Source organism: Capnocytophaga sp. oral taxon 878 (genome assembly GCF_002999135.1).
Taxonomy (GTDB): domain Bacteria; phylum Bacteroidota; class Bacteroidia; order Flavobacteriales; family Flavobacteriaceae; genus Capnocytophaga.
This window is the reverse complement of sequence record NZ_CP027229.1, coordinates 1,638,012-1,660,798: the sequence shown is the minus strand read 5'-3', so window position 1 is coordinate 1,660,798 and position 22,787 is coordinate 1,638,012. Positions and strand designations below refer to the sequence as shown.

Sequence of the window (22,787 nt, the reverse complement as noted above, 5' to 3'; positions counted from 1 at the left end):
CCAAGATAAGTATAATAAAAATTTTAGATATATTTGACCTGAGTATTTCAATTCATAAATTTTTTTTAAGTCATCATTTTAAGGGCTTGTTTGATGAGTTCTTCTACAGGAAACTCTGTAGAAGTAGTTTTAATAATTTTGTCAATTATTTTTTCAGCTTGCTTCCGAACAAAGCCAAGTACTTCTAAGGCGGCAAGAGCTTCCTCTTTATGACTACTCATTATACTGATAGGTTCATCAACAAAGTCTTGTAGTTTCATCATCTTGTCTTTCAGGTCAAGCACAATTCTTTGAGATGTTTTAGTTCCAATACCCTTTACAGCCTGGATGATAGCTACTTCACTATTTATAATAGCACTACGTATTTGAGTTGCGGTAAGTGCTGAGAGCATAGTACGTGCTGTATTTGCTCCCACACCTGAAACAGAAAGTAATAAGACAAATACCTCACGTTCAGCTTTACTAATAAAGCCATATAATGTATGAGCATCTTCTTTAATTTGCAAATAAGTATAGAGTTTGATAGTTTCTTCCTCCGGCAAAGCAGAATAGGTATTCAGACTAATATTAACAAAATACCCTACACCTTGGCAGTCAATCACTACATAAGTAGGTTTTTTCTCTACTAGTTTTCCTTGTAAATGAGTAATCATAATAATTCTTTTATTTTACATATAAAAATCCTTTTTTTACTTGCAGTTGTCCGTTACTATAGTAAGTAACTATATAAAAATACGTTCCCACCAATCGTTTGTTATGATTTATGAAGCCTTTTACATTTGCAAACCCTCTAAAATAGTCGTTTTTATCACCATAAAGGTTGTTTTCATATACTTTAAGTCCCATTTCGTCAAATACAAGTAAGCTAATAGGTTTGCCTTCATCAGTATTTTCTACCTTGAAATAGTTGTCAGAGCCATTTTCAGTAGAAATAGCATTGTAAATTATTACTTCTTTTTTTGTAGGATTAGTAGGAGGTGCTATTGTTTTTGGTGTAATGATAATGGTTTGGGTATGAACCCTTTCATTTCCACATATATCACGAGCTACCCAAAAGTAGGTAATTTTAGATAACTTACCTTCAATAGTATATTCTTTTTTATCAGATCGAGTAACTTTAGGTTGTCCCTCACAAGTGTCTTCCACAGTAATACTTATTTGCAAAGGAATAGCTTTTCCCTCTTCAATTGTAATATCTTGTGGTAAGCTACCTACAAAAGTAGGAGGTGTTTTATCTTCCACTTTAATATTTTGTGAATGAGTCAAAGTTGTACATCCGTCAGAAGCAATGAAAGTACGTTCCAAAGTAAAGTTATTAAGGCATACTTCATTTACTTTCTTTTCATTATAAGTTATCACAATAGTAGCGCATCCACCTTGAGTGCTAGGACTTACCACTGCAGGTATATCCTTAGTACAATCTATAGTTATATTAGTAGGTAAAGTTGACCAAGAAAGAGGAGAAAAAATAGGTTTAGGGTGAATGTTAATAGTTTGTGTATATATAGAGCTATTTCCACAATTATCTGTAGCTACCCATTTATAAATTAGCTTACTTACCTTACCATTGTTTTTTACCTCCTGAGTTGAAGAGCTAACACTTGCTATCCCACAGTTATCAGTAGCAGTAAGTACCAGTAGGGTAGGTGTAGGAGTACCTTCTTCAATTGTAATATCTTGTGGTAAGCTACCTACAAAAGTAGGAGGCATTTTATCTTCCACTTTAATGTTTTGTGTATGAGTCAAAGTAGTACATCCGTCAGAAGCAATAAAAGTACGCTCTAAAGTAAAGTTATTAAGGCATACTTCATTTACTTTCTTTTCATTATAAGTAATCATAACTGTAGCACAGCCACCTTGTGTAGAAGGGTTTACTACTGTAGGTATATCCTTAGCACAATCTATAGTTATATTACTAGGCAAAGTTGCCCAAGAAAGAGGGGGCAAAATAGGTTTAGGGTGGATGTTAATAGTTTGTATATGTATAGAGTTATTTCCACAACTATCAGTAGCTACCCATTTATAAATTAGCTTACTTACCTTACCATTGTTTTTTACCTCCTGAGTTGAAGAGCTAACACTTATCACCCCGCAGTTATCAGCAGCTGTAAGAACCGATAGGGTAGGAGTAGGTGTACCTTCCTCAATTGTAATATCTTGCGGTAAGTTACCTACAAAAGTAGGAGGAGTTTTATCTTCTACCTTAATAATTTGAGTATGAGTAAGAGTAGTACATCCGTCAGAAGCAATAAAAGTACGCTCCAAAGTAAAGTTATTAAGGCATACCTCATTCACTTTCTTCTCATCATAAGTAATCATAACAGTAGCGCACCCTCCTTTAGTTGTAGGACTTACTATTGCTGGTATAGCCTTAGCACACTCCACAGTAAGGTTTTGAGGAAGAGTTACCCATACTAATGGTTCAGATGGCAAAGAGTTATCTTTTTCGATAGTAAAACCTCCATTTTTAGGGTGATAATTAGTAAGAGCAAACGCTACCCCTTCTATTACCTCTACTTTTAGCACTGCCTTTGAAGTATTGATATTAGGCAAAGTAATCTCTTCAGCACCATCATTAGCCGTTTCTGCTAAAACAATATGCTTAAACGTTTTCCCTAAATCATCTGACAGCAACACACGCACCTTTGTACCTGCAAAAATAGCAGCATCAACATTCCATTGCAGCGAGATTTTCTCACCACCTTTGTATTTGTTTTTAGGGGTAGTGGTAATTTCAAAAGGAGTCCCCTCTTTTACAGTAACCTTTGTTTCTACCAAATCATATTGCACTATATAATCGGCAGCTTGCTGAGGTTGTGCATCACTTACCCCCAACCAAAAGGTAAAAGTACCTATAGTCTGATGAGCTAAACCGCTATTAGCTACTGTATTTCCAGAATTTTCGTGATACTCTGTTTTAATAGTAACAGGGTTGGCAATAGCAGGCTTATAAATAGCATATTGTGTTATAGGAGTCTCTGCCCCCAGTCGTACATCGTGCTGATTTACAGTATATAGTAAGACGTTGCTATCTGGGTCAGTAGCAGGGATATAAAACTGAAAAAAAGTACCTTTCGGAATCGTATAATGACTTTTCAGCTTGCTCCGGTCTATACGTGGAGCTTGAGTAGCAAAAGTCTTATCTTGGGTTTTTGCGGGTACTTGTGTCAATCGTTTGCGTATGCGCTCTATGCTCGATAACGAGAAAAAATCACGAGGATTACCATAGCTCATCACCGAAGTACCGCTACCAAGTTCTGTTTTTTCACTATCATAGGCAGTCGAGCCTTTATGACTACCAAAAGTGTGCCTACCTCCGAATAAGTGTCCTATCTCGTGGGCTATCACCTGCTTAGTAAGTACAGCTACTGCATCTCCTTTGGTATTAGATTGGTAAACCCCTTCAAGATAAGCCAATCCCCTGATGCCACTTTTTTGAGAAGAAGTAAATACGAGAGAGATACCCACATCATAGCTGTTCTCTCCTATAAGTTTATTAATAACGATAGTAGAATTATCTTTTACATAACTAGCATTACGAGTGCTTGCAAAGGTTTCTTGGTTTTCATCTTTAATAATAAGACGTTCATCATTCACTACCTCAAAACGCACTCCCAAATCGCGCAAATACATTTCGTTAAGGAAGACTTCAGTATCCGCCCAAAAGGTTCTTACTTTTTCTATCTTATTACCAAAATGCTCTTTACTAAATGTGCTGTAAGGAATATGCATAGCCAATCTGTACACCCTTAGTAGTTGGGTATTAGCAATTTCTGGTTGGATTTCTTCAGCAGCTAAAACCGGTCTTGCGTGATTGCTATGCTTATGAGGTTCTTTATCTTGATTGCCACATACACCTTCTTCATTTTTAATAAAAACTAATTCACCTTTATTATCTGTAACTTCATAAGAGACATCTTGGTAATTAAAATGTCCTGAAACAGTTTTTCCTACGGAAAGGGAAGCTACAAACTTCCCTTTGTAATAACCTACAAAACTCTTAACACCCTCTTTTGTCAACGAAGTAGGGCGCTCTTGCCATTCAATAGTAATCCCTTGTTGTTCCGATACTGCTTTTAGCCATTTGTCTGCTTCGTTCTGTGCTTTCCCAAACAAAAAACAGCCTATTAACAATCCTATTGTAATGATATTCTTCATAAACTTAATTTTCCTTTTCATCCACTATATTTATTTTATTAGTGGGTTATAATAACGTACTACATAACAAAAATTCTCTATATTATTTACTCTATATAGCACTCTTTTCTTCTTCTGAATATATTGTTATTTTTTTTTCTCGAAAAAAACTCTTTTTTTATTGTTGTAGGTTTTATCAGTCTGCCTGATATCTCTTATTTTTCTAATTCACTATTCATCATTTCATTGTTATACAATATTTCAAGAGTTTCTACTTTGCTCCCAGTAGCAATAAGAGCATCATGATGATTGATACCAATAAGCCATTCATACTTTTTTGAGATAAAGTAAAATTCATCATAATGATATAACTCCCCTATCAAAGGAAGTACAGGGGTTATTTTCCCTTCATAAAACCAAAACTTACAATTTTCAGACTCTGCAAAAATGAAAAATATTTCTTCTTGGTTATCTATTAATTTGTCGAGATAGTATTCTGGATTATGATGAGGCATCCTATAGGCAACAGCTTCTTCTGAAAAATCCTCCCAAAGCCAATAACGCCTATATTTTTGATTTTTGCAGAAGGTTTTATAGATATGTGTCTCTACTGCTTTCCATTCTTCTAACCCCAGCGGACGAAAATCTTCTTTAGAAATTTGTAATTGCACCATCAATTGTGCTATTTCTTTTCTAAGACTTGTCCAAGTATTCTCCTTTTTAATCATTTACCATTCATCTCTATAATAAAACTTGTCTTCCCTCCTATTTCCAAAGTATCTCCTAAAACAATCTCTTTCCCCGATACTACATCTTTACCCCTCAAAAATCCCGCCAAACTCTCAGCAAAGCGGTTCAGCTGAAGCGTTTGCGGCTTTTCACTGTTGTTAAGCACAACCATTACTGTCTCAGTATCGTTGTAGCGAAAATAAACATACATTTCGTTTTCTGGTAGATATTGCTTAGTCTTACCATAGTGAATCACAGCCTTATCCTTACGCCAGTTAAAAAGCTTAGATGTGAAATCGTAATAATCTTTTTGTACACTGGTACGCCCAGTAGCAGTGAAAGCGTTTCGCGTATCACCTTGCCACCCACCAGGGAAATCCTGCCGTATATCACCATCACCTTTACTCTTGTCGCCTGCCATTGCTATCTCGCTCCCGTAGTATAGCTGCGGAATACCCCGCGCTGTAGCTAAAAGAGTAATAATAAGCTTATAATCTTCCATCTTAGGATATATGTGATTAAGGCGCGATGTATCGTGATTCTCAGCAAAAATAAGTAAGTTATTAATGTCTTTATACAGAAAATCATTAGCAAAACTATCATATAGCTGCATCATTCCCTTATCCCATGAAGGAGTTATCCTAAAAGCTTCTCCTATCGCATTAAAAAGAGGAAAATCCATCACAGTAGGCAGATAAGTATTATAGCTCTGTATCGCACTTATAGGGCTGTCCTTTTGCCAGTATGATACCTGTGCACTCTGGTTCATCCATACCTCTCCCATAATGTTAAAGTGCGGATACTCATCCGTAATCGCTTTCGTCCATTTAGCGATGCCTTCTTTATCGTTATATGAATACGTATCTACACGTAGCCCATCAAGGTCTGCGTACTCTATCCACCAGATAGCATTTTGGGTAAGATAATTCAGTACCAATGGGTTTGCCTGATTAAGGTCAGGCATCGAGCGCGCAAACCACCCTTTCTCACAATACTTCTTATCCCATTCCGAAGCATTGCTATCCATCTGGGTGCTCATCCTAAAAGTACTTTGCCCATACCCAGGGAACTGATGCAACCAGTCATAACAAGGCAAGTCTTTTACTATCCAATGTTGGCTGCCCCAGTGGTTAGTCACATAGTCTTTGATGAGCTTCATACCCCGCTTATGCAAAGCCTTGGACAGCTGCACATATTCCTCATTGGTACCATAACGAGGGTCTATCTTGTACACGTCGGTTTGGGCATATGTATGATACGAATGCTGCGGTTCATTATCCTCACATAAAGGCGTACTCCATATAGCCGTAGCCCCTAATGATTGTATATAGTCCAAATGGTTAATAATCCCTTGTATATCCCCACCGTGTCTACCGTCCGCGGCCTCTCTGTTCAACTTGTCAGTAAGAGTACTAAAAGCATCATTGTCTTTCTTGCCATTAGCAAAGCGGTCAGGCATAATCAGGTATACCACATCACTACTATCAAAACTTTTACGGTAGGCCGAGCCTTCTCTTCGTGTTTTCAATTCATAACGTATATTCCCCACCTTTTTACTTTTGTCCAACAGAGAAATATGGTAATTCCCCGCTTTTTTGTCCTTTGTTTCAATAGTCACAAACAAATAATTAGGGTTTTCTGTTTTCAGTACATTAGTTATAGGCAAGTCGCTTTCTACCTTATACTTGCTGATATTCTTCCCATATAGCAACACCTGTATTTGTGAGTGTTGCATACCTTCCCACCAAAAAGGCGGCTCTACACGCTCTATTTGTGCGTGTACATTTAAAAAGCTAAATAATCCCATAAGGGTAATGATATATTTCATAATATTAATCTGTCAATTACTTAATTTTTATCCTGATATACATTTGTTCGCGGCTAAGTCCATCTTTTTTCCAAATAGGCTTCTCCTCTCTATTGCAGCCCTTTAAAAAGCTCACAACAAGTAAATAATAAAGCCCCCAAAAAGTATTACAAAAAGCCTTACTTCATTTTTATATTCTGCAAAGTTAAGAATTTATTTGCTAACGAACAAATCTAAATTCTCTTCCTGCTCACCCCTAATTCCTCCCACTCTCCCAATATCTCCCCCAAAACTACCCTCCAATTATCTTCCACCCTGAACGAACGAATAACGAAGGATAAACGAAGGATAAACGAAGGATAGTTGCCACTTCTTAAAAAACACCTTTCACCATCTTCTAGCTCCATCTAACGCCCAGTATCTCACAAAGCATACCCCTTGCCAATTACAAATAGTTTTGTACCTTTGCCCCATTAATTATTTCACACTATGAAAATCATCCTATCCCCTGCCAAAACCATTAATGAAACCAGCCCTATCCCCACCACCACCCACACCCTACCTATTTTTTCTGCCGAAATAGAAAAGGTAGCCACAGTCCTTCAGCAGCTCAACCCCACCCAGCTCTCCTCCCTTATGAGCATATCCCCCAAGCTCGCCAATCTCAACTGGCAGCGCCACCAGCAGCTGCACACTCCCCTTACCCCAGCACAGGCACGCCCAGCACTCTTCGCCTATAATGGCGATGTATATGAAGGACTCGATGCCTACACCCTTACCATACCACAAATCAATAAGTTACAACAGTCCCTACGCATCCTCTCAGGGCTGTACGGACTCCTAAAACCCTTAGATCTTATCCTCCCTTACCGCCTCGAAATGAGCATCAAGCTCCCCGTAGGCAGCGCCACCAATCTCTATACTTTTTGGCAAAACAAAATAACCCAAGCCCTTAATGATGAGCTTCAAGAAGGCGAACTCTTTATCAACCTCGCAAGTGATGAGTATTTCAAGGCTATCAATACCACCCAACTCAAAGTGCCCATCATTACTCCCGTATTCAAAGATTACAAAGGCGATACCCTCAAAGTCATTAGTTTCTACGCCAAAAAAGCACGCGGACGTATGGTGCGTTACATCGCCCAAAATAACATTCAATCCATCAATGATCTCAAAGGCTTCAATGCCGATGGCTATTCTTTTTCAGAACAACACTCCAGCGCCAATACCCTCGTCTTCATAAGGTAAAAACAAAACAATAAAAAAAACTTTGTCAAAGTCTCCCAACTCTGGCAAAGTTTTTCTTTTCCTAATAGCCAACTATCAATTCTTAATACCTAATGGCTAATTGTTAATTGAATAACAAGTCCCTCATTACCCCTCACATTGAATACAGTATTATCTTCAAACAGAAGATATTGCCCCTTAATACCCATCAGCCTACCTTTGTATGAAGGCGTTTGCAATAGCTGTAAGCTCCGCACCTGCGTAGGATACCTTTCTACCGGAAAATGAATACACAAAGGCTTAAAATCCTCCGTAACATAAGGCTGCACCTCTTCAGGTATAAAGTCCCGTACCTCCAATTTCACACGTAACAAATCCACCGCAGTAATCTGGTTAGTAAGCATCTTGCGCCAGTTAGTTTTATCAGCCAAATGCGCCTTCAAAGCCACTTCAGCCACCCCCGCCAAATAACGGTTAGGCACTTCAGCCACTATCAGCGCTTCGTGAGCCCCTTGGTCAATCCATCTGGTAGGCGCCTGTGATTTACGAGTAACCCCCACCTTCACATCGCTCGAGTTAGCCAAATACACATAATGAGGCTGCAACTGCACCTGCTGCTCATATCCCAAATCACGCTCCTCAATGTTAAGATGCGCCTTGCTCAGCTCCGGATGCATTACCCAATCAGCCGTTTGTGGCACCTCAAAAAAACACTCCTTGCAATACCCCTGCCTAAAAATAGGCTTGTTCTGCCCACAGTTCATACAGCAGTAACCCACAAAATCCAACCCTATATTTCTGCCTATAAGGCTGTTCATCAGCACAAAATCACCCTCCATAGGTAAGTAATACCGTATAGGGTCAGCCCATTCAGTGTACATTTTTTGTAAAACACCCTGAAACATATCCTCAATTTTTTTAAATAAATAGGGCACAAAAGTACAAAAAAAAGTTCACCATTCATTGCCAATTAAGAAAACTTTTGTACCTTTGCGCATTATGAAGATAAAATTATTTCAATTACAAAAAAACAAACGGTTCAACTATACCCCCCGCTATTATGAAGGGAAAGAAGAAGGTAACACCTTCGAGATGGGCTCACGCATACGCCGTGATCGCGAAACCGTTAGTAACCACTTTACCGAGCAGTGGCGCGCCATACGTACCGATAGCCGAAACAAAAAAAACGCAGGCACTAACCGAACCTTTTGGATAGTACTCGCCATACTAGCCCTAATAAGCCTGTATTTCCTTGATTTCGACTTTTCTATATTTAAAAAGAAATGAAAAAACCTATCGTAATAGTCCTCTCAGCACTGCTCCTACTCAGTAGCATAACTTATTACATCATAACACAACACCAAAAACAACAAGCCCAAGAGGTTTATAAATTAGTACACCAAAACCTCCTTATGCTTTCAAAAGAATACAACAAAGGCGTACAGAAAATGTACTACCTCAAAAAGTTTGATGAAGCTAAAAACAAAATAGTAAAGAAACCAAATTAACATCCATTATGAAGATAAAATTATTACTTTTGCCAGCCCTGCTGGTCTCAATGTCTCTGTTTGGGCAAAACTCCTTTGAGAAACTTGAAGCTAATAAAGAAATAGCCAGTACCATAGTATCCCAAAAGATGTTTCAAATGCTCTCCAAAATCGATAGCAAAGACGCCGAAGCCAAAGAGTTTATGGAAATAGCCAACAAACTCAAAGGAATGAAAGTCTTTACTACCGAAAACCCAGCTGCTGCGTCTCTAATAAAAGCAGAAGCCCTGCAGTATGTTAAAACAGCCGCCCTTACCGAGCTGATGCGTGTCAAAGATAATGCTCAAAATGTCAAATTCTACACCAAAGGCGGCTCCAATAACTCCGATAATGTACAAGAACTCCTGATGATTGCCGAACCATCCGAGAGCTCAAAACAAACAGTACTACTATCTCTCACCGGCGACATTAGCCTCAGCAAATTAGGCATTTTAACTAAAAATATGAACCTCCCTCAAGAAGTGAAGGATATAAAGTAAAAAGAAATGGCAAGATACGAATTAAAATTGCCCGCTATGGGCGAAAGTGTAGCCGAAGCTACCATTACCAACTGGCTCAAAAATATTGGCGACCATATCGAAGCCGAAGAAACTATCGTTGAAGTAGCTACCGATAAAGTCGATTCCGAAGTGCCTTGCGAAGTATCAGGCACAGTAGCCGAAATATTATTTAAAGTAGATGACGTCGTGAAAATAGGACAAGTAATGGCTATCATCGAAACCGAACAAACAGCCTCTGTACCTACCGAAACAACAAAATCAGTACAACAATCGGCCGAGATCCTAACACAAAATATAACTCAAATTAAAGAAACCACCCTTAGTACCCCCAAAACCGACTTTACAGGCTCCGATAGGTTCTACTCACCACTTGTTAAAAATATCGCCCAAAAAGAAGGTATTAGCCTAAATGAACTTAATAATATCAAAGGCACAGGGCTTAATGATAGAGTAACTAAAGACGATATACTTAGCTATCTTAGCCAGCGCAGCCAGCAGCCTACCCAGGCAGCACCTACAGTTACTACCCCAGTAGCAACTCCTACAGCTGCTCCACAACGCACTTATACAAAACACGCCGATCAGCGTATCGAAATGAGCCGTATGGGCAAAATAATAGCCGAACACATGTCTCATAGTAAGCATACATCACCTCACGTACAAAGCTTTAGCGAAGTCGATGTAACACGTATATGGCAATGGCGTAATAAAGTTAAAAAAGAGTTTGAAGCACGTGAAGGTGAGAAGTTTACCTTTACTCCTATCTTTATGGAAGCAGTAGCCAAAGCTCTTATCGATTTCCCAATGATGAACATTTCAGTAGAGGGAACTACTATTATTAAAAAGAAGAATATTAATATTGGTATGGCAACAGCCCTCCCCGATGGCAATCTCATCGTGCCAGTTATCAAAAACGCCGATGAACTTAGCCTACGCGGTATGTCCAAAATAGTAAATGATTTAGCTCGCCGTGCCCGTGCCAACGCCCTCAAACCCGACGAGGTAAAAGATGGCACTTATACAGTTACCAATATAGGTTCCTTTGGTAATGTTTTTGGTACACCTATTATCAATCAGCCTCAAGTAGGTATATTAGCCATAGGCGCTATCCGCAAAGTACCAGCAGTCATCGAAACCCCCGAAGGCGATGTAATAGGCATTCGTTACAAAATGATGCTCTCACACAGTTATGACCATCGTGTAGTGAACGGAGCCCTAGGAGGTATGTTTGTACAGCGTGTCGCCGATTATCTTGAAAAATGGGATATGAACCGAACACTTTAAAGCTTATTACACCTAAAATGAATACAAAAAAATCGGGAGGAAAGCATAACGCTTTCCTCCCGATTTTTTTATTAGTATGAAAGAGATTTCTTAGTCTACATTCTCGTGTAAGAACGAGTTATTACGTCTTATTTGTATCTCCCCCGATGAGTCTTTCCCTATTGAGGTACGTGATTGGTTAGCTCCAAACTTGTAGTTATAATCCTTCAAGCTGTTAGAACGTTTGTTCATCACATCCGATATTTTAGCATCTATAGGGTTAAGCTTTACTTCTACAGCCTCTTCATCCTCAAACATACGCATCTGTACAGGAGCAGTATTAGGCATAGCTGGTTGCTTAACAGATTCTTCCTTTCTGTAGAATACAAATTCATTATTCTTATTAGCCACTTTATCTTCTACAAAAGTAGTAGGTTTAGCATCCCGAAAAGTTCTTTCTAGCTCAGTATAATCTTCTAAAGTATAACGAATTTCTCCTTCTTCATTTATAGTAGGAGGTGTTTTGTAATGAGAAGTAACTCCTCTATTAGGCACATACTCTTCTTCCTCTCTCAACTGATGAATAATAGGAGCATTTTCTTTAGCGTATACAGGCTGAGCTACTTCTATTACCTCTTGCTTAGTTTGTACTTGTGGTTCCCATTTAGGAATAGTTTTGTCCACAATTACAAAAGTATCATCAGCGGTTACTACTTCGCAGTCTGTCCATATATTGAACAAATCAGCCAATGAAGGTTCTTTTTTAATTGCAGAAACAGTAGGTACAGGGTACTCTTCTTTACTACTTGTTGTTGTAGTATTTACTACAGCACCTCTTTTTTCAGTTAAATCACGAGTAACAGTCTGATTTTCTTCTAATACATGAATTACACGGCGTGGTTCAGCATTTACAATCTCTTTTTGCTGTTCTACATCAAAACCAGTAGCAATTACTACTACCGAAATACCTTCCCCTAAAGTCTCATCTGCACCAATACCATAGATAAGGTCTGCCATATTATCACCAGCCTGTTCTTGTATATAGGTGTTAATCTCAGTTACTTCACGTTGGGTGGCTTCTTTAGTACCATAAGTAATTAGCAAAAGAGCGTTTTTAGCACCTGTAATTTTGTTGTCGTTTAAGAGTGGTGAGTTCAAAGCCCCTGATACTGCTTCAAGAGCACGGTTTTCACCCTCTGCTATTGCCGATCCCATTATAGAAGTACCCCCATTTTCAAGTACTGTACGTGCATCACGTAAGTCTATATTTACAAGGTAGTGCTTACTAATCACCTCTGCCATACCTTTAGCTGCCTTTAGTAAGATTTCATTAGCCTTACCAAAACTTTCACTAATTGTTAGTTCACCGTATATTTCACTAATTTTGTTATTGTTAATAACAATAAGCGAATCTACACATTCACGCAGTTTCTTTATACCAGCTTGTGCTTGCCTACTGCGTTTCAGTCCCTCATAATTAAAAGGAGTTGTTACAATAGCTACGGTAAGTATACCCATATCCTTAGCTTGTTTAGCAATAACAGGTACAGCACCTGTACCAGTACCACCTCCCATTCCCGCAGTAATGAAAGCCATTTGGGTATTACCCTCAAGTACACGCTGAATATCATCAATATTTTCAAGAGCAGCTTTTTCTCCCACATCTGGGTTGTTGCCTGCTCCTAGTCCTTCAGTAAGAGTAACTCCTAATTGAATTTTAATTGGTATTGGACTTTTTTCAAGGGCTTGGGCATCGGTGTTACACACCACATAATCCACTCCTTTGATACCTTCATCATACATAAAGTTAACAGCGTTACAGCCTCCGCCTCCTACACCAATAACTTTAATGTAGTTACTGTTATTCTTTGGAAAATTGAATTGGACATCTTGTTGCTCCATATCTAAATCATAATTATTTGTTCTATGCTTCTTCTGTATCAGAATTTAAAAAATCTCCTATTCTCACTCTCCACTTATCCCAAAAGTTTTTACTATTTTTAGGTTTGTCATAGTCCTCTTCATCCTCATCCTCATCATCTTCTACTTTTTTCTGGGTAGGCAGAGAGGTCTCATCAATAATAGTGATAGGTTGTTTTATAGTCTCAACAGGTACTTGCTCGGTTATTTCTATTACTTTGTTTTCCTGCTCTTTAATCTCTTCCAAGCGTTTTTTAAACTGCTCTTCAGCCTCATTCTCTATGGCACTCATTACAAGTCCAATGGCAGTAGAATAAATAGGTGAAGTGAGTTTAGGATCTGAATTTCCTGCCAAATGCTCATCTGGCAAGCCTATACGAGTACTCATTCCTGTAATATACTCTACTAACTGACTTATATGTTGCAGTTGGCTTCCTCCTCCAGTAAGTACTATACCTGCAAAAAGTTTTTTCTTAGGTTCTTCGTGTCCATAACTTTTAATTACATTGAACACTAAGTTAATAATCTCACTTACTCTAGCGTGGATAATTTTTGAAAGATTCTTAAGTGTGATTTCTTTAGGCTCTTTCCCTTTAATGCCTGGTATTGATACTATTTCATTATCGCGATTCTCACCAGGCCATGCCGATCCATATTGTACTTTCAGCATCTCTGCCTGCCTTGCCAATATACCACAACCTTCCTTAATATCATCAGTTATTACATTGCCTCCTAAAGGTACAACTGCAGTATGGCGTATAATACCATCTTTAAAGATAGCAACATCAGTAGTACCACCTCCTATGTCTACAAGTACTACTCCAGCATCTTTTTCTTCTTCCGATAATACAGCATCTGCCGATGCAATAGGCTCAAGAGTTAGTCCTATAGGCTTTAAATTAGCCATTTCTATACAGCGTGAAATCCCCTTTATAGCATTTATCTGTCCTATAACCAAGTGGAAAGTAGCATCTAAGCGGGTACCCATCATTCCTATGGGTTCTTTAATATCACCTGCATTATCTACTTTATAGTCTTGTGGTAGTGCATGTATAATCTTCTGTCCTGGTGCTAGTGCTATTGAAAATACTTGTTCCTTTAGTCGCTCTAAATCTTCAAAATCTATCAGCTTTTCAGGGTCATTACGAGTAATGTAATCACTATGTGAGCGGCTCATAATATTTTGCCCTGCAATACCTGCTACTACGTTCTCTATATCAAGTCCTGTTTTCTCTTTGGCATCCTGAATGGCATCCATAATCGATTGGGTGGCTTGTGCTATGTTATTCACAACCCCCTTATTGATGCCTTCACTCTTGGCCTGCCCATACCCTAAAATTTGTATCTTACCGTATTCGTTTTTCGTCCCTACCATAGCTACAATCTTGGTAGTACCGATATCTAACCCTACGTAATATTTTTTATATTTCATTTTTTCACACTTAAGAATTATATCAACTCTTTAGTTAATATTTTTAGTTCACATTTTTTCTATTCTTCTATAGAATTAGTCCCTTGTATTTGTTATGCACGTTTTACCACGTTACTTTACGTATGCAAAGATATGAAAAAAAGAAATTCTACAGCATATTTTTATCAAGAAGTTATCAACAAATTTATAAACTGTTGATAATCAATCTTAAATAAAATGTTAAAACCTTATCATTTACTCTAAGTTTAGATTAAAACACCTCTAAAGCTTGTCGCTTGCGTGCTTCTTTTAAGTCTTCTGGTGTGTCAATTCCAATTGTGGATATATTTGTCACAGATAAGCGTATTTTTAATCCATTCTCTAAGTATCTAAGTTGTTCTAGCTTTTCTGTCTCTTCCAAAACTGATGCTGGTAACAAAGTGAATTCTTCTAAAGCTCGTTTCCTATAAGCGTAAATACCTATATGTTTATAATAAGGAGCTTCTACAGCAGCACGTTCAAAAGGTATTACTGATCGTGAAAAGTATAGTGCTTCATTATTTTTGTTCACCACAACCTTCACATTATTAGGGTTAGCAATAACTTCAGTATCGGTAATAATTTCCATTAGTGAAGCAACATCTACCTTTTCTTCCTTATCTTCTTCAAAAATGCGAATAAGTTCCTCCAAGTTCTCCTTAGCTGTAAAAGGCTCATCCCCTTGTACATTTACTATCACATCAGCTACTAAGTCTTTAGCAGCTTCGGCTAGTCTATCGCTACCACTATGATGTTCTTTTAGGCTTCTAATTACCTTACCTCCAGCTTCTTGTATAACCTTTTCAATACGGTCATCATCAGTAACTACATACACTTCGCTAAAAAGTCCTGTACGCACTACTGCCTCATAAGTCCGTACTATCACAGGCTTACCGCAAAGGTCTTGCATTAGTTTTGCAGGAAAGCGTGTCGCAGCATATCGTGCCGGAATCATCGCTATATATTTCATATCTCTACTTTTTTGCTGCAAAGGTAATAAACATTTACATATAATAGTATTTTTTAACACTAAAAAAGAGCTGAATAATTTCTTATCCAGCTCTAATGTATTAATTAATAAGTATTTAAGATTTCTATTCTTGCGGCTTTATTTGAAAGTCTTCCATAAATTTAGTAGTATAATTACCCGCTAAGTAGTCAGGATTATCCATTAGCTGCAAGTGGAATGGTATTGTCGTCTTCACTCCTTCTACTACAAACTCATCAAGAGCCCTACGCATCTTTGCTATGGCCTCCTCACGTGTTTGTGCTGTAGTGATAAGTTTAGCTATCATCGAGTCGTAGTTAGGCGGAATCACATAACCACTATACACATGGGTATCCAAGCGTACTCCATGCCCTCCAGGAGCATGCAAAGTAGTTATTTTACCTGGTGAAGGACGAAAATCATTATAAGGGTCTTCAGCATTAATACGGCACTCTATAGCGTGCAGTTTAGGAGTATAGTTCTTGCCCGAAATAGGCACTCCTGCAGCTACCAATATCTGTTCCCTAATAAGATCATAATCAATAACTTGCTCAGTAATAGGATGCTCTACCTGTATACGGGTATTCATCTCCATAAAGTAGAAATTCCGATCTTTATCTACCAAAAATTCTACTGTACCAGCACCTTCGTATTTTATAAATTCTGCTGCTTTCACAGCTGCCTCTCCCATACGCTTACGCAAATCCTCTGTCATAAAAGGCGAAGGTGTTTCTTCCGTAAGTTTTTGGTGTCGGCGTTGTATTGAGCAGTCCCTTTCCGATAAGTGACATGCCTTACCGTATTGGTCTCCTACTACCTGTATTTCAATATGCCTAGGGTCTACAATAAGCTTCTCCATATACATAGCGTCATTACCAAAAGCTGCTCCAGCTTCCTGCATGGCACTATTTAGCGCTTTCTCAAGATCTTCTTCTTTCCATACATCGCGCATCCCACGTCCCCCACCTCCGGCAGTAGCCTTCAGCATCACAGGGTAACCAATCTCTTTGGCTATCTTCTTAGCGTGTTCAAGCGATTCAACAAGACCATCCGAACCCGGTACTGTAGGCACTCCTGCCGCCTTCATAGTAGCCTTAGCCGAAGCCTTATCACCCATCCTTTCAATCATCTCTGGTGATGCCCCTATGAACTTAATACCATGCTCAGCACAAATCTTAGAAAATTTCGCATTTTCTGATAAAAAACCATACCCAGGGTGTATCGCATCAGCATTAGTAATCTCTGCCGCTGCTATAATGTTAGGTATTTTTAAGTACGAATCTTTGCTTGGTGGAGGTCCTATACACACAGCCTCGTCAGCAAAACGAACATGCAAACTATCAGCATCAGCAGTCGAGTATACCGCTACCGATTTGATACCCATTTCCCTGCACGTACGTATCACCCGCAAAGCTATCTCTCCACGGTTAGCTATCAATATTTTTTTAAACATAGCTCCTTAATTTATGAAGGGTCAACTAAATATAAAGGTTGGTCAAACTCTACTGGTGATGAGTCATCTACCAATATCTTAACTATCTTTCCTGATACTTCCGATTCTATCTCATTGAAAAGCTTCATCGCCTCTATAATGCAAATCACACTTCCTTTTGAGATGGTAGAGCCTACTTCTACAAACAATGGTTTGTCCGGACCAGGTCTCCTGTAAAAAGTACCAATCATAGGCGATTTGATAGTAATATATTTACCCTCATCCTCCGATGGCTTATTCTCTTTACTAGGCTCTGGCGTAGGCACTGGCAAGCTTTGTGCAGGTAGCTGCTGCATAGGCAACTGCGGTAGTTGCTGTGCTACAGGTAATTGCTGTACATACACCTGCTGCTCTCTGCCGCTCTCATCAGGATTAGTCTTAATGGTGATTTTTACATCCTCCATCTCCAACTTTACTTCGCTTGCACCCGACTTGGCAACAAACTTAATTAAATTCTGAATCTCTCTTAAATCCATAGTCTATATGTTTTTCTTAATCTAATCTTTTATTCTGCTCACAAATTGCGTGATTCTTTAAGCACCATTATAAGCCCATTTCAGGTAAATAGCCCCCCACGTGAAACCTCCTCCAAAAGATGTCAATATAATATTATCACCCTTCTTCAGCTGTGCCTCATAATCGTTTAAAGCCAATATAATAGTCCCCGATGTAGTGTTACCATATTTGTGAATATTTAGCATCACCTTCTCATCTGGTAATCCCATACGCTGTGCCGTAGCATCAATAATACGCTTGTTTGCCTGATGCGGCGTAAGCCATTGCACATCTTCATTGGTAAGTCCATTGCGCCTCAAAATCTCCTCAGCCACATCAGCCATACCCGTTACAGCATATTTAAATACAGTTTTACCATCCTGAAATACAAAATGATCCTTGTTCTTCGCCGTTTCTACAGTAGTAGGACATAAGGAACCTCCTGCCTTAATATACAAGAAATTCCTGCCAATACCATCACTCTTCAGTAGCTCATCTTGCACTCCCAAGCCTTCAGTATTAGGCTCAAATAAAGCAGCCCCTGCACCATCTCCAAAAATAATGCAAGTAGCCCTATCAGTGTAATCAATGATAGACGACATCTTGTCCGCCCCCACAAGTAGTACCTTCTTGTAACGCCCCGATTCAATATATTTCGCAGCTACCGATACTCCAAACAAAAAACTGCTACATGCAGCCTGCAAATCAAAAGAAAAAGCATTTACAGCCCCTATTTCCGATGCCACATAAGGCCCCGTAAGCGCTACTGGCATATCTGGCGTAGCCGATGCCAATATCAGCAAATCTATCTCTTTAGGGTCAATACCACTTTTCTTTATAAGGTCTTTAGCAGCTTCTATCGCAAGGAACGAAGTGCCTTTATTAGGGTCTTTTAGTATACGTCTCTCTTTGATGCCTGTACGAGTGTATATCCACTCGTCATTGGTATCTACCATCTGTTCTAACATAGCGTTAGTAAGCACATCTTCAGGAACATAGCCCCCGATAGCTGTAATGGCAGCCGTTATCTTTTCCATTGTATTTATCTTAATTATTAAAGCAATGCTATTACCAAATTTGGGGCAAAAGTACAAAATAATTTTAAATCTACAATTATTAATAACTAATTTTTTAGGACGAAATAACAAAATCCTCAGCACACACCCCTCATCAAGCTATCTCTCCTACCGCTCGCTCCTCCCCAAAGCCTATATCTTATCTCTCATCTCCTGCCCAAAAATGAAAAATTCTCAATCTTTTCTCATTTTCATTGCCAATAATTTAAAAATATCCTTTCTCTACACTACCTCCTCCTTCTAACTCCTATTTCCTGATAATCAACCCTTTCCTCCTTCATCATTACCCCAGTCATCTTATAACTATCCCTTAGGTTGAACGAACCTATAACGAAGGATAAACGAACTATAAACGAAGGATAAACATTACTTCCCTGATAATCAGGTTGCCTGTACCTAAACTTTCTCTTTGCCAAATTCACAACAAAATCCCCAAAATATTACATTATTCTCATTTTCTCCCTTTCCTCTTCTCTCTTCTTTCTTATCTTTAAACTAACAAATCCTCAAAATGCTCCATAAGCTCATTAATAAAGCGTTTTTCGCCAACAATATCTTCAAAAAGCTCCGTCTTTGCCGCCTGTAATCTAATAATCTTCTCCTCAATAGTATCCTTACTCACAAAGCGCACTACATTCACCTTGTGTTCCTGCCCCAGCCTATGCGCACGCCCTATAGCTTGCCGTTCCGAAAACGGATTCCACCAAGGGTCTAATAATAACACGTACGAAGCCTCCGTAAGGTTCAATCCCACCTCTCCTGCCTTTAACGAAATAAAAAAGAAACTCACATCCTTCCCTTGCCTAAACTTCTCCACCTCTGTTTTCCGGTGTTCAGTAGGCGTGCTTCCCGTCAGTTTAGCATACTTCACCCCCCTGTCTCGGCACCACGCCTCATACAAAGCCAAATGCGATACAAAACTACTGAAAACAAGCCCCTTATGCCCCGATTGCACCAGTTCTTCCATATAATTCACCACCTCCTCATATTTCCCCGATGCTATCTCACTATCCTTATCCACCAATTTCGGGTGATTGCTTATTTGCCTTAGCTTCGTAAGCATATTCAGCGCATTGAACTCCGTTAGCCTACCGTCAATATGTAGCAGCTGGTTTCTCACCATCGATTTTTCTCGCTCATACCACCGCGCCTGCTCTTCACTCATCTCACAATAAGCTATTTGCGCTTCCATTTCTGGCAAATCATCAAGCACCTGCTCCTTGGTACGTCGTAACAAAAACGGACTAATAATCGTCTTTAATTCCTCCAAAGCCACCATATTCTTCTTCTTGCTTATTTCCACCTCATAGTTCTTGTGAAAAGAAGCATAACTTTTCAGTATATTAGGGTTGATAAACTGCATTTGCGACCACAAATCTCCCAATGAGTTCTCAATAGGCGTACCACTAAGGGCTATCCTATGTGGCGTATTTAGGCCGTTAATAGCCTTAAAGGTTTTTGAGTTCTTATTCTTTATACGCTGACTCTCATCCAATATAATATACCTAAAATCAAGTTGTTGTAGCTCCTTGCTATCCCGCTCCACTATCGGGTAACTCGTCAGTACAAGGTCGTAATTAGTCAGCCGTCTCACCTTGCGCTTGCGTTCCTCTCCAGTCCCCACATATTGGGTACATTTCAGTTGGGGGGCGAAGCGTTTAACCTCATCATACCAGTTAAATATCAACGATGAAGGTAGAATAACCAGCACTTTAAGCGCTTCTTTCTGCCGTTCCATTGCCGAGAATAAGTCCTTATACGGCAAAGATTTTTCAGGCAAACTATCGTGTATATGCACCAGCAGCGCAAGGATTTGTAGGGTTTTCCCTAGCCCCATATCATCAGCAAGGCAAGCCCCCACACCATTGTAATAGTGTTGCAGCAGCCATTCCACCCCCTCCACTTGGTAAGGTCTCAAAGTAGCTTTTAGGTGTTCCGAAGGGGTATAATTTACCTTTTCCACCAAGGTAGCAGGTTTTATTTCAGGCACAGCCTCTAGCAGGGCATAGTGTGTTTTTGCCAACTGTAATTTCTCTCCTTGCACTTTTGCATATTTTGCAATACTTTGAAATCTACTAAACCATTCTTGCGGAATAACAAACACTTCTCCTTCTCCCAGTTCATAAATAGGATTATTTTCTCTAATATTTCTGATTAATTCTTTAAAATGGAACGAAGTATTCCCTTGTTTTACCCTAATCGATAAGTCAAACCAGTCATTTACAGTTTCGGTATTGTCCAAAATGAGTTCAGCAGCACACATATTCACCTTTTTCCCATCTATACTGAAGTTTTTTAACCCCAAACCAGCTGCTTCTATCGCTTCTTTATGTCTTAGCAACGCAAAATAAGAGGCAAAGGGGTCATCACTTTTTATAAAAAGACAACCACCATCATTACTAAATCCCACCGAAGTTAAAACAGCAATTTTTTTACTTTCAGCCTCCTCATTTCGTTTATAGTTATAAATAACAATATGATTATCTTCTCCAATTTTTAGTTCTGCTCTGTTTTTCTTCCCTTGCATACTGCTAAAAACGCATCCATCATAGTCAAAAAGCACACATACCTTGTAATGATTGCTAAAAAAGTCGTGTATAATCTCTATTTCTGCCGAAATAGGAGTGTTTTTCTCTATAATATCAAACCCAATAGCCCTTACATTAGCATTTCGAAGCACCTTTTTCAGGAATTTATCAAAGTATTCCCCAAAACTTCTTTCAGGTATGAAAGTAGTTTCTTTGTTCAGAAAGGGTTTTAAGTGCGTAGCTTTAATATGAGCTACACGCACCAGTTCTCCTTTCAGTACCACCCACGTATGGGTGTTGTTTAGTAGTTCAATATGCCCCTCACAAGGTATATGCGTAATATCTCCCTCTTCCAGCAGAAGCCTATAAGTAATACCATCTTCAGTCTTCTCAAATTCCAATAGTGGTTCCAATACTTTAGTAGTAGTTTGCACCCGTTTTTTTACTAAGTCATCTTTATGAGTGTAGTTTGTAGTGATAAAAATGTTATTTTTCGCAATAATACTTAGTAATTCAGCTGTTTTATCTTCTATTTGTTCTACTATATGCTTTTTCTGAGCAGTATTTTGGTACGCCTTCTCAAAAGTCTCTCCTTTCTTTAAAAACTTCTGATATAACGCATTAGGCTGCAAACTATTAACAATAGTTAGCGCCTCTTTTTCAGCTGCTGTAAGTTGCCATTCAGGCAGGCTTTGTAACACTTCATCTGTAGCTTTCTTGAAGAATACAGCATATCCATTGCGCACCTCTCCTATGTAGGCATTAGGCAGCATCAACTCAATAGTAGGGTGAAAAGTAAAGTCTATAAAAAGAAACATTCTTAGGTATTAGTTTTTAGGCACTAAAAAAAGAGGCTCTCCAATCGGGAGCCTCTTTTTTCTTGAAATATTAATTCAAAATCTTTAATACTTATGAAAACAAACGTTCAAAGAAATTCTTACGTTTTTCATTCATCGAGTTATCTACTTGGTAGATATTGTCAGAAACAGTAACGTTATTGCTGTTATCAATACTATTCACAGTTTCTGCACTAAATGTAGTTTGTGATTCCGACATTACACTAATCACAAAGTCAATATAGTCTTTACCTTGTTTTGCTAAGTAGTTTTTAAAGAAGCGGCTACTAAGTTCTACTCCACCTATCTTTTCCATTTTCAATAATGAATCATAGAAAGGTGCTAAGTAATTGCTAATAGCATCATCAGGTACAGCTTTACGTCTACCAATGTAGTGAGTAATATTACCCATAGCATCACGACGCATTTCAAAGTCAGTTACTACCCAATAGTATTCACCTGTTTTAGCCAAGTTCTTAATTACACCCACAAAGTTGTTACCTACTTTAAGGTTGTCCCAAAGTAACTTAAATACTAATTTAGGCATATCAGGGTGACGAATAAGGTTGTGAGGTTGCCCAATAAGTTCGCCAGCCGAGTAGTGAGAAACAGCACAGAACACATCGTTCACATTGGTAATAGTACCAGCTACATCAGTCTCACTGATAAGTACTTTACTCTTATCCCATTGTACTTCACGTTCAATAGGGGTAGGACGTTGGATACTGGGTACAGGATTTATAAAATCTGCCATATAATTTACTTTTTAGTGTTTACAATATTTTGTTGTTT

The 22,787-nt window shown here is 38.7% G+C and carries 18 protein-coding genes; 5 read left to right on the top strand and 13 right to left on the bottom strand.

Annotated elements, in window-relative coordinates; all coding sequences use genetic code 11:
* Positions 1–65: 65 nt before the first annotated feature.
* The 4 genes from ruvA to C4H12_RS07515 all read right to left on the bottom strand — a co-directional run bounded on the left by ruvA (position 66) and on the right by C4H12_RS07515 (position 6,694).
* The gene (gene ruvA / locus C4H12_RS07530) at positions 66–653 is read right to left on the bottom strand and encodes a Holliday junction branch migration protein RuvA (RefSeq protein WP_106098372.1); all 588 of its coding nucleotides are present in this window, start codon (positions 651–653) and stop codon (positions 66–68) included.
* Between the two features lie 10 nt (positions 654–663).
* Positions 664–4,179: a reprolysin-like metallopeptidase gene (locus C4H12_RS07525; RefSeq protein WP_254424730.1), complete on the bottom strand. Its 3,516-nt coding sequence runs from the start codon at positions 4,177–4,179 to the stop codon at positions 664–666.
* Between the two features lie 173 nt (positions 4,180–4,352).
* Positions 4,353–4,865: a DUF6756 family protein gene (locus tag C4H12_RS07520; protein WP_106098371.1), complete on the bottom strand. Its 513-nt coding sequence runs from the start codon at positions 4,863–4,865 to the stop codon at positions 4,353–4,355.
* Positions 4,862–6,694 carry a glycoside hydrolase family 13 protein gene (locus C4H12_RS07515; protein ID WP_106098370.1) on the bottom strand — a complete coding sequence of 611 codons (1,833 nt, stop codon included), beginning with the start codon at positions 6,692–6,694 and terminating at the stop codon, positions 4,862–4,864. Before C4H12_RS07515 ends, C4H12_RS07520 begins: the two co-directional genes overlap by 4 nt.
* 468 nt (positions 6,695–7,162) lie before the next feature.
* Between C4H12_RS07515 and yaaA the strand changes: the two genes are divergently transcribed.
* Positions 7,163–7,921, top strand: a complete 759-nt coding sequence (yaaA, locus tag C4H12_RS07510) for a peroxide stress protein YaaA (RefSeq protein WP_106098369.1) — start codon at positions 7,163–7,165, stop codon at positions 7,919–7,921.
* Positions 7,922–8,010: 89 nt separating this feature from the next.
* On the opposite strand, the gene C4H12_RS07505 is transcribed toward yaaA, so the two are convergent.
* Positions 8,011–8,805 (bottom strand): DUF2797 domain-containing protein, encoded by a 795-nt coding sequence (locus C4H12_RS07505; protein WP_106098368.1) that lies wholly within the window; start codon positions 8,803–8,805, stop codon positions 8,011–8,013.
* A 94-nt stretch (positions 8,806–8,899) separates the two neighbouring features.
* On the opposite strand from C4H12_RS07505, the gene C4H12_RS07500 reads away from it, so the two are divergent.
* Genes C4H12_RS07500 through C4H12_RS07485 form a run of 4 tightly spaced genes read left to right on the top strand, consistent with a single transcriptional unit; the run spans position 8,900 to position 11,231 of the window.
* Positions 8,900–9,187 (top strand): hypothetical protein, encoded by a 288-nt coding sequence (locus C4H12_RS07500; protein WP_106098367.1) that lies wholly within the window; start codon positions 8,900–8,902, stop codon positions 9,185–9,187.
* Positions 9,184–9,408 (top strand): hypothetical protein, encoded by a 225-nt coding sequence (locus tag C4H12_RS07495; protein WP_106098366.1) that lies wholly within the window; start codon positions 9,184–9,186, stop codon positions 9,406–9,408. The genes C4H12_RS07500 and C4H12_RS07495 overlap by 4 nt, the downstream gene beginning before the upstream one ends.
* A gap of 8 nt (positions 9,409–9,416) precedes the next feature.
* Positions 9,417–9,926, top strand: a complete 510-nt coding sequence (locus C4H12_RS07490) for a DUF4252 domain-containing protein (RefSeq protein ID WP_106098365.1) — start codon at positions 9,417–9,419, stop codon at positions 9,924–9,926.
* Between the two features lie 6 nt (positions 9,927–9,932).
* Complete coding sequence (locus C4H12_RS07485) at positions 9,933–11,231, top strand: dihydrolipoamide acetyltransferase family protein (RefSeq protein WP_106098364.1); 1,299 nt, start codon at positions 9,933–9,935, stop codon at positions 11,229–11,231.
* A 90-nt stretch (positions 11,232–11,321) separates the two neighbouring features.
* Here C4H12_RS07485 and ftsZ read toward each other — a convergent pair whose 3' ends face one another.
* The 8 genes from ftsZ to C4H12_RS07445 form a co-directional block, all read right to left on the bottom strand.
* Positions 11,322–13,112, bottom strand: coding sequence for a cell division protein FtsZ (gene ftsZ / locus C4H12_RS07480; protein WP_106098363.1), 1,791 nt, complete (start codon positions 13,110–13,112; stop codon positions 11,322–11,324).
* Between the two features lie 22 nt (positions 13,113–13,134).
* Positions 13,135–14,562, bottom strand: a complete 1,428-nt coding sequence (gene ftsA / locus C4H12_RS07475) for a cell division protein FtsA (RefSeq protein WP_106098362.1) — start codon at positions 14,560–14,562, stop codon at positions 13,135–13,137.
* 250 nt (positions 14,563–14,812) lie between these two features.
* Complete coding sequence (gene kdsB / locus C4H12_RS07470; RefSeq protein ID WP_106098361.1) at positions 14,813–15,550, bottom strand: 3-deoxy-manno-octulosonate cytidylyltransferase; 738 nt, start codon at positions 15,548–15,550, stop codon at positions 14,813–14,815.
* Between the two features lie 124 nt (positions 15,551–15,674).
* Positions 15,675–17,021, bottom strand: coding sequence for an acetyl-CoA carboxylase biotin carboxylase subunit (gene accC, locus C4H12_RS07465; protein ID WP_106098360.1), 1,347 nt, complete (start codon positions 17,019–17,021; stop codon positions 15,675–15,677).
* An 11-nt stretch (positions 17,022–17,032) separates the two neighbouring features.
* Entirely contained in the window at positions 17,033–17,536 is a 504-nt protein-coding gene (accB, locus tag C4H12_RS07460) for an acetyl-CoA carboxylase biotin carboxyl carrier protein (RefSeq protein WP_106098359.1), read from the bottom strand.
* A gap of 57 nt (positions 17,537–17,593) precedes the next feature.
* The gene (locus tag C4H12_RS07455) at positions 17,594–18,592 is read right to left on the bottom strand and encodes a beta-ketoacyl-ACP synthase III (RefSeq protein WP_106098358.1); all 999 of its coding nucleotides are present in this window, start codon (positions 18,590–18,592) and stop codon (positions 17,594–17,596) included.
* Positions 18,593–19,121: 529 nt separating this feature from the next.
* Positions 19,122–21,977 (bottom strand): DEAD/DEAH box helicase, encoded by a 2,856-nt coding sequence (locus tag C4H12_RS07450; protein WP_106098357.1) that lies wholly within the window; start codon positions 21,975–21,977, stop codon positions 19,122–19,124.
* A 91-nt stretch (positions 21,978–22,068) separates the two neighbouring features.
* Positions 22,069–22,749, bottom strand: a complete 681-nt coding sequence (locus C4H12_RS07445; RefSeq protein ID WP_106098356.1) for a PAS domain-containing protein — start codon at positions 22,747–22,749, stop codon at positions 22,069–22,071.
* Positions 22,750–22,787: the final 38 nt, after the last annotated feature.

Excerpts from the sequence above, each read along its gene's own strand:
- accB (WP_106098359.1), bottom strand. The coding sequence starts at position 17,536 with ATGGATTTAAGAGAGATTCAGAATTTAATTAAGTTTGTTGCCAAGTCG.
- ruvA (WP_106098372.1), bottom strand. The coding sequence starts at position 653 with ATGATTACTCATTTACAAGGAAAACTAGTAGAGAAAAAACCTACTTAT.
- C4H12_RS07485 (WP_106098364.1), top strand. The coding sequence starts at position 9,933 with ATGGCAAGATACGAATTAAAATTGCCCGCTATGGGCGAAAGTGTAGCC.
- C4H12_RS07500 (WP_106098367.1), top strand. The coding sequence starts at position 8,900 with ATGAAGATAAAATTATTTCAATTACAAAAAAACAAACGGTTCAACTAT.
- accC (WP_106098360.1), bottom strand. The coding sequence starts at position 17,021 with ATGTTTAAAAAAATATTGATAGCTAACCGTGGAGAGATAGCTTTGCGG.
- C4H12_RS07520 (WP_106098371.1), bottom strand. The coding sequence starts at position 4,865 with ATGATTAAAAAGGAGAATACTTGGACAAGTCTTAGAAAAGAAATAGCA.
- C4H12_RS07490 (WP_106098365.1), top strand. The coding sequence starts at position 9,417 with ATGAAGATAAAATTATTACTTTTGCCAGCCCTGCTGGTCTCAATGTCT.
- C4H12_RS07505 (WP_106098368.1), bottom strand. The coding sequence starts at position 8,805 with ATGTTTCAGGGTGTTTTACAAAAAATGTACACTGAATGGGCTGACCCT.
- ftsZ (WP_106098363.1), bottom strand. The coding sequence starts at position 13,112 with ATGGAGCAACAAGATGTCCAATTCAATTTTCCAAAGAATAACAGTAAC.
- C4H12_RS07445 (WP_106098356.1), bottom strand. The coding sequence starts at position 22,749 with ATGGCAGATTTTATAAATCCTGTACCCAGTATCCAACGTCCTACCCCT.
- C4H12_RS07525 (WP_254424730.1), bottom strand. The coding sequence starts at position 4,179 with ATGAAAAGGAAAATTAAGTTTATGAAGAATATCATTACAATAGGATTG.
- C4H12_RS07515 (WP_106098370.1), bottom strand. The coding sequence starts at position 6,694 with ATGAAATATATCATTACCCTTATGGGATTATTTAGCTTTTTAAATGTA.
- C4H12_RS07450 (WP_106098357.1), bottom strand. The coding sequence starts at position 21,977 with ATGTTTCTTTTTATAGACTTTACTTTTCACCCTACTATTGAGTTGATG.
- kdsB (WP_106098361.1), bottom strand. The coding sequence starts at position 15,550 with ATGAAATATATAGCGATGATTCCGGCACGATATGCTGCGACACGCTTT.
- ftsA (WP_106098362.1), bottom strand. The coding sequence starts at position 14,562 with ATGAAATATAAAAAATATTACGTAGGGTTAGATATCGGTACTACCAAG.
- C4H12_RS07495 (WP_106098366.1), top strand. The coding sequence starts at position 9,184 with ATGAAAAAACCTATCGTAATAGTCCTCTCAGCACTGCTCCTACTCAGT.
- C4H12_RS07455 (WP_106098358.1), bottom strand. The coding sequence starts at position 18,592 with ATGGAAAAGATAACGGCTGCCATTACAGCTATCGGGGGCTATGTTCCT.
- yaaA (WP_106098369.1), top strand. The coding sequence starts at position 7,163 with ATGAAAATCATCCTATCCCCTGCCAAAACCATTAATGAAACCAGCCCT.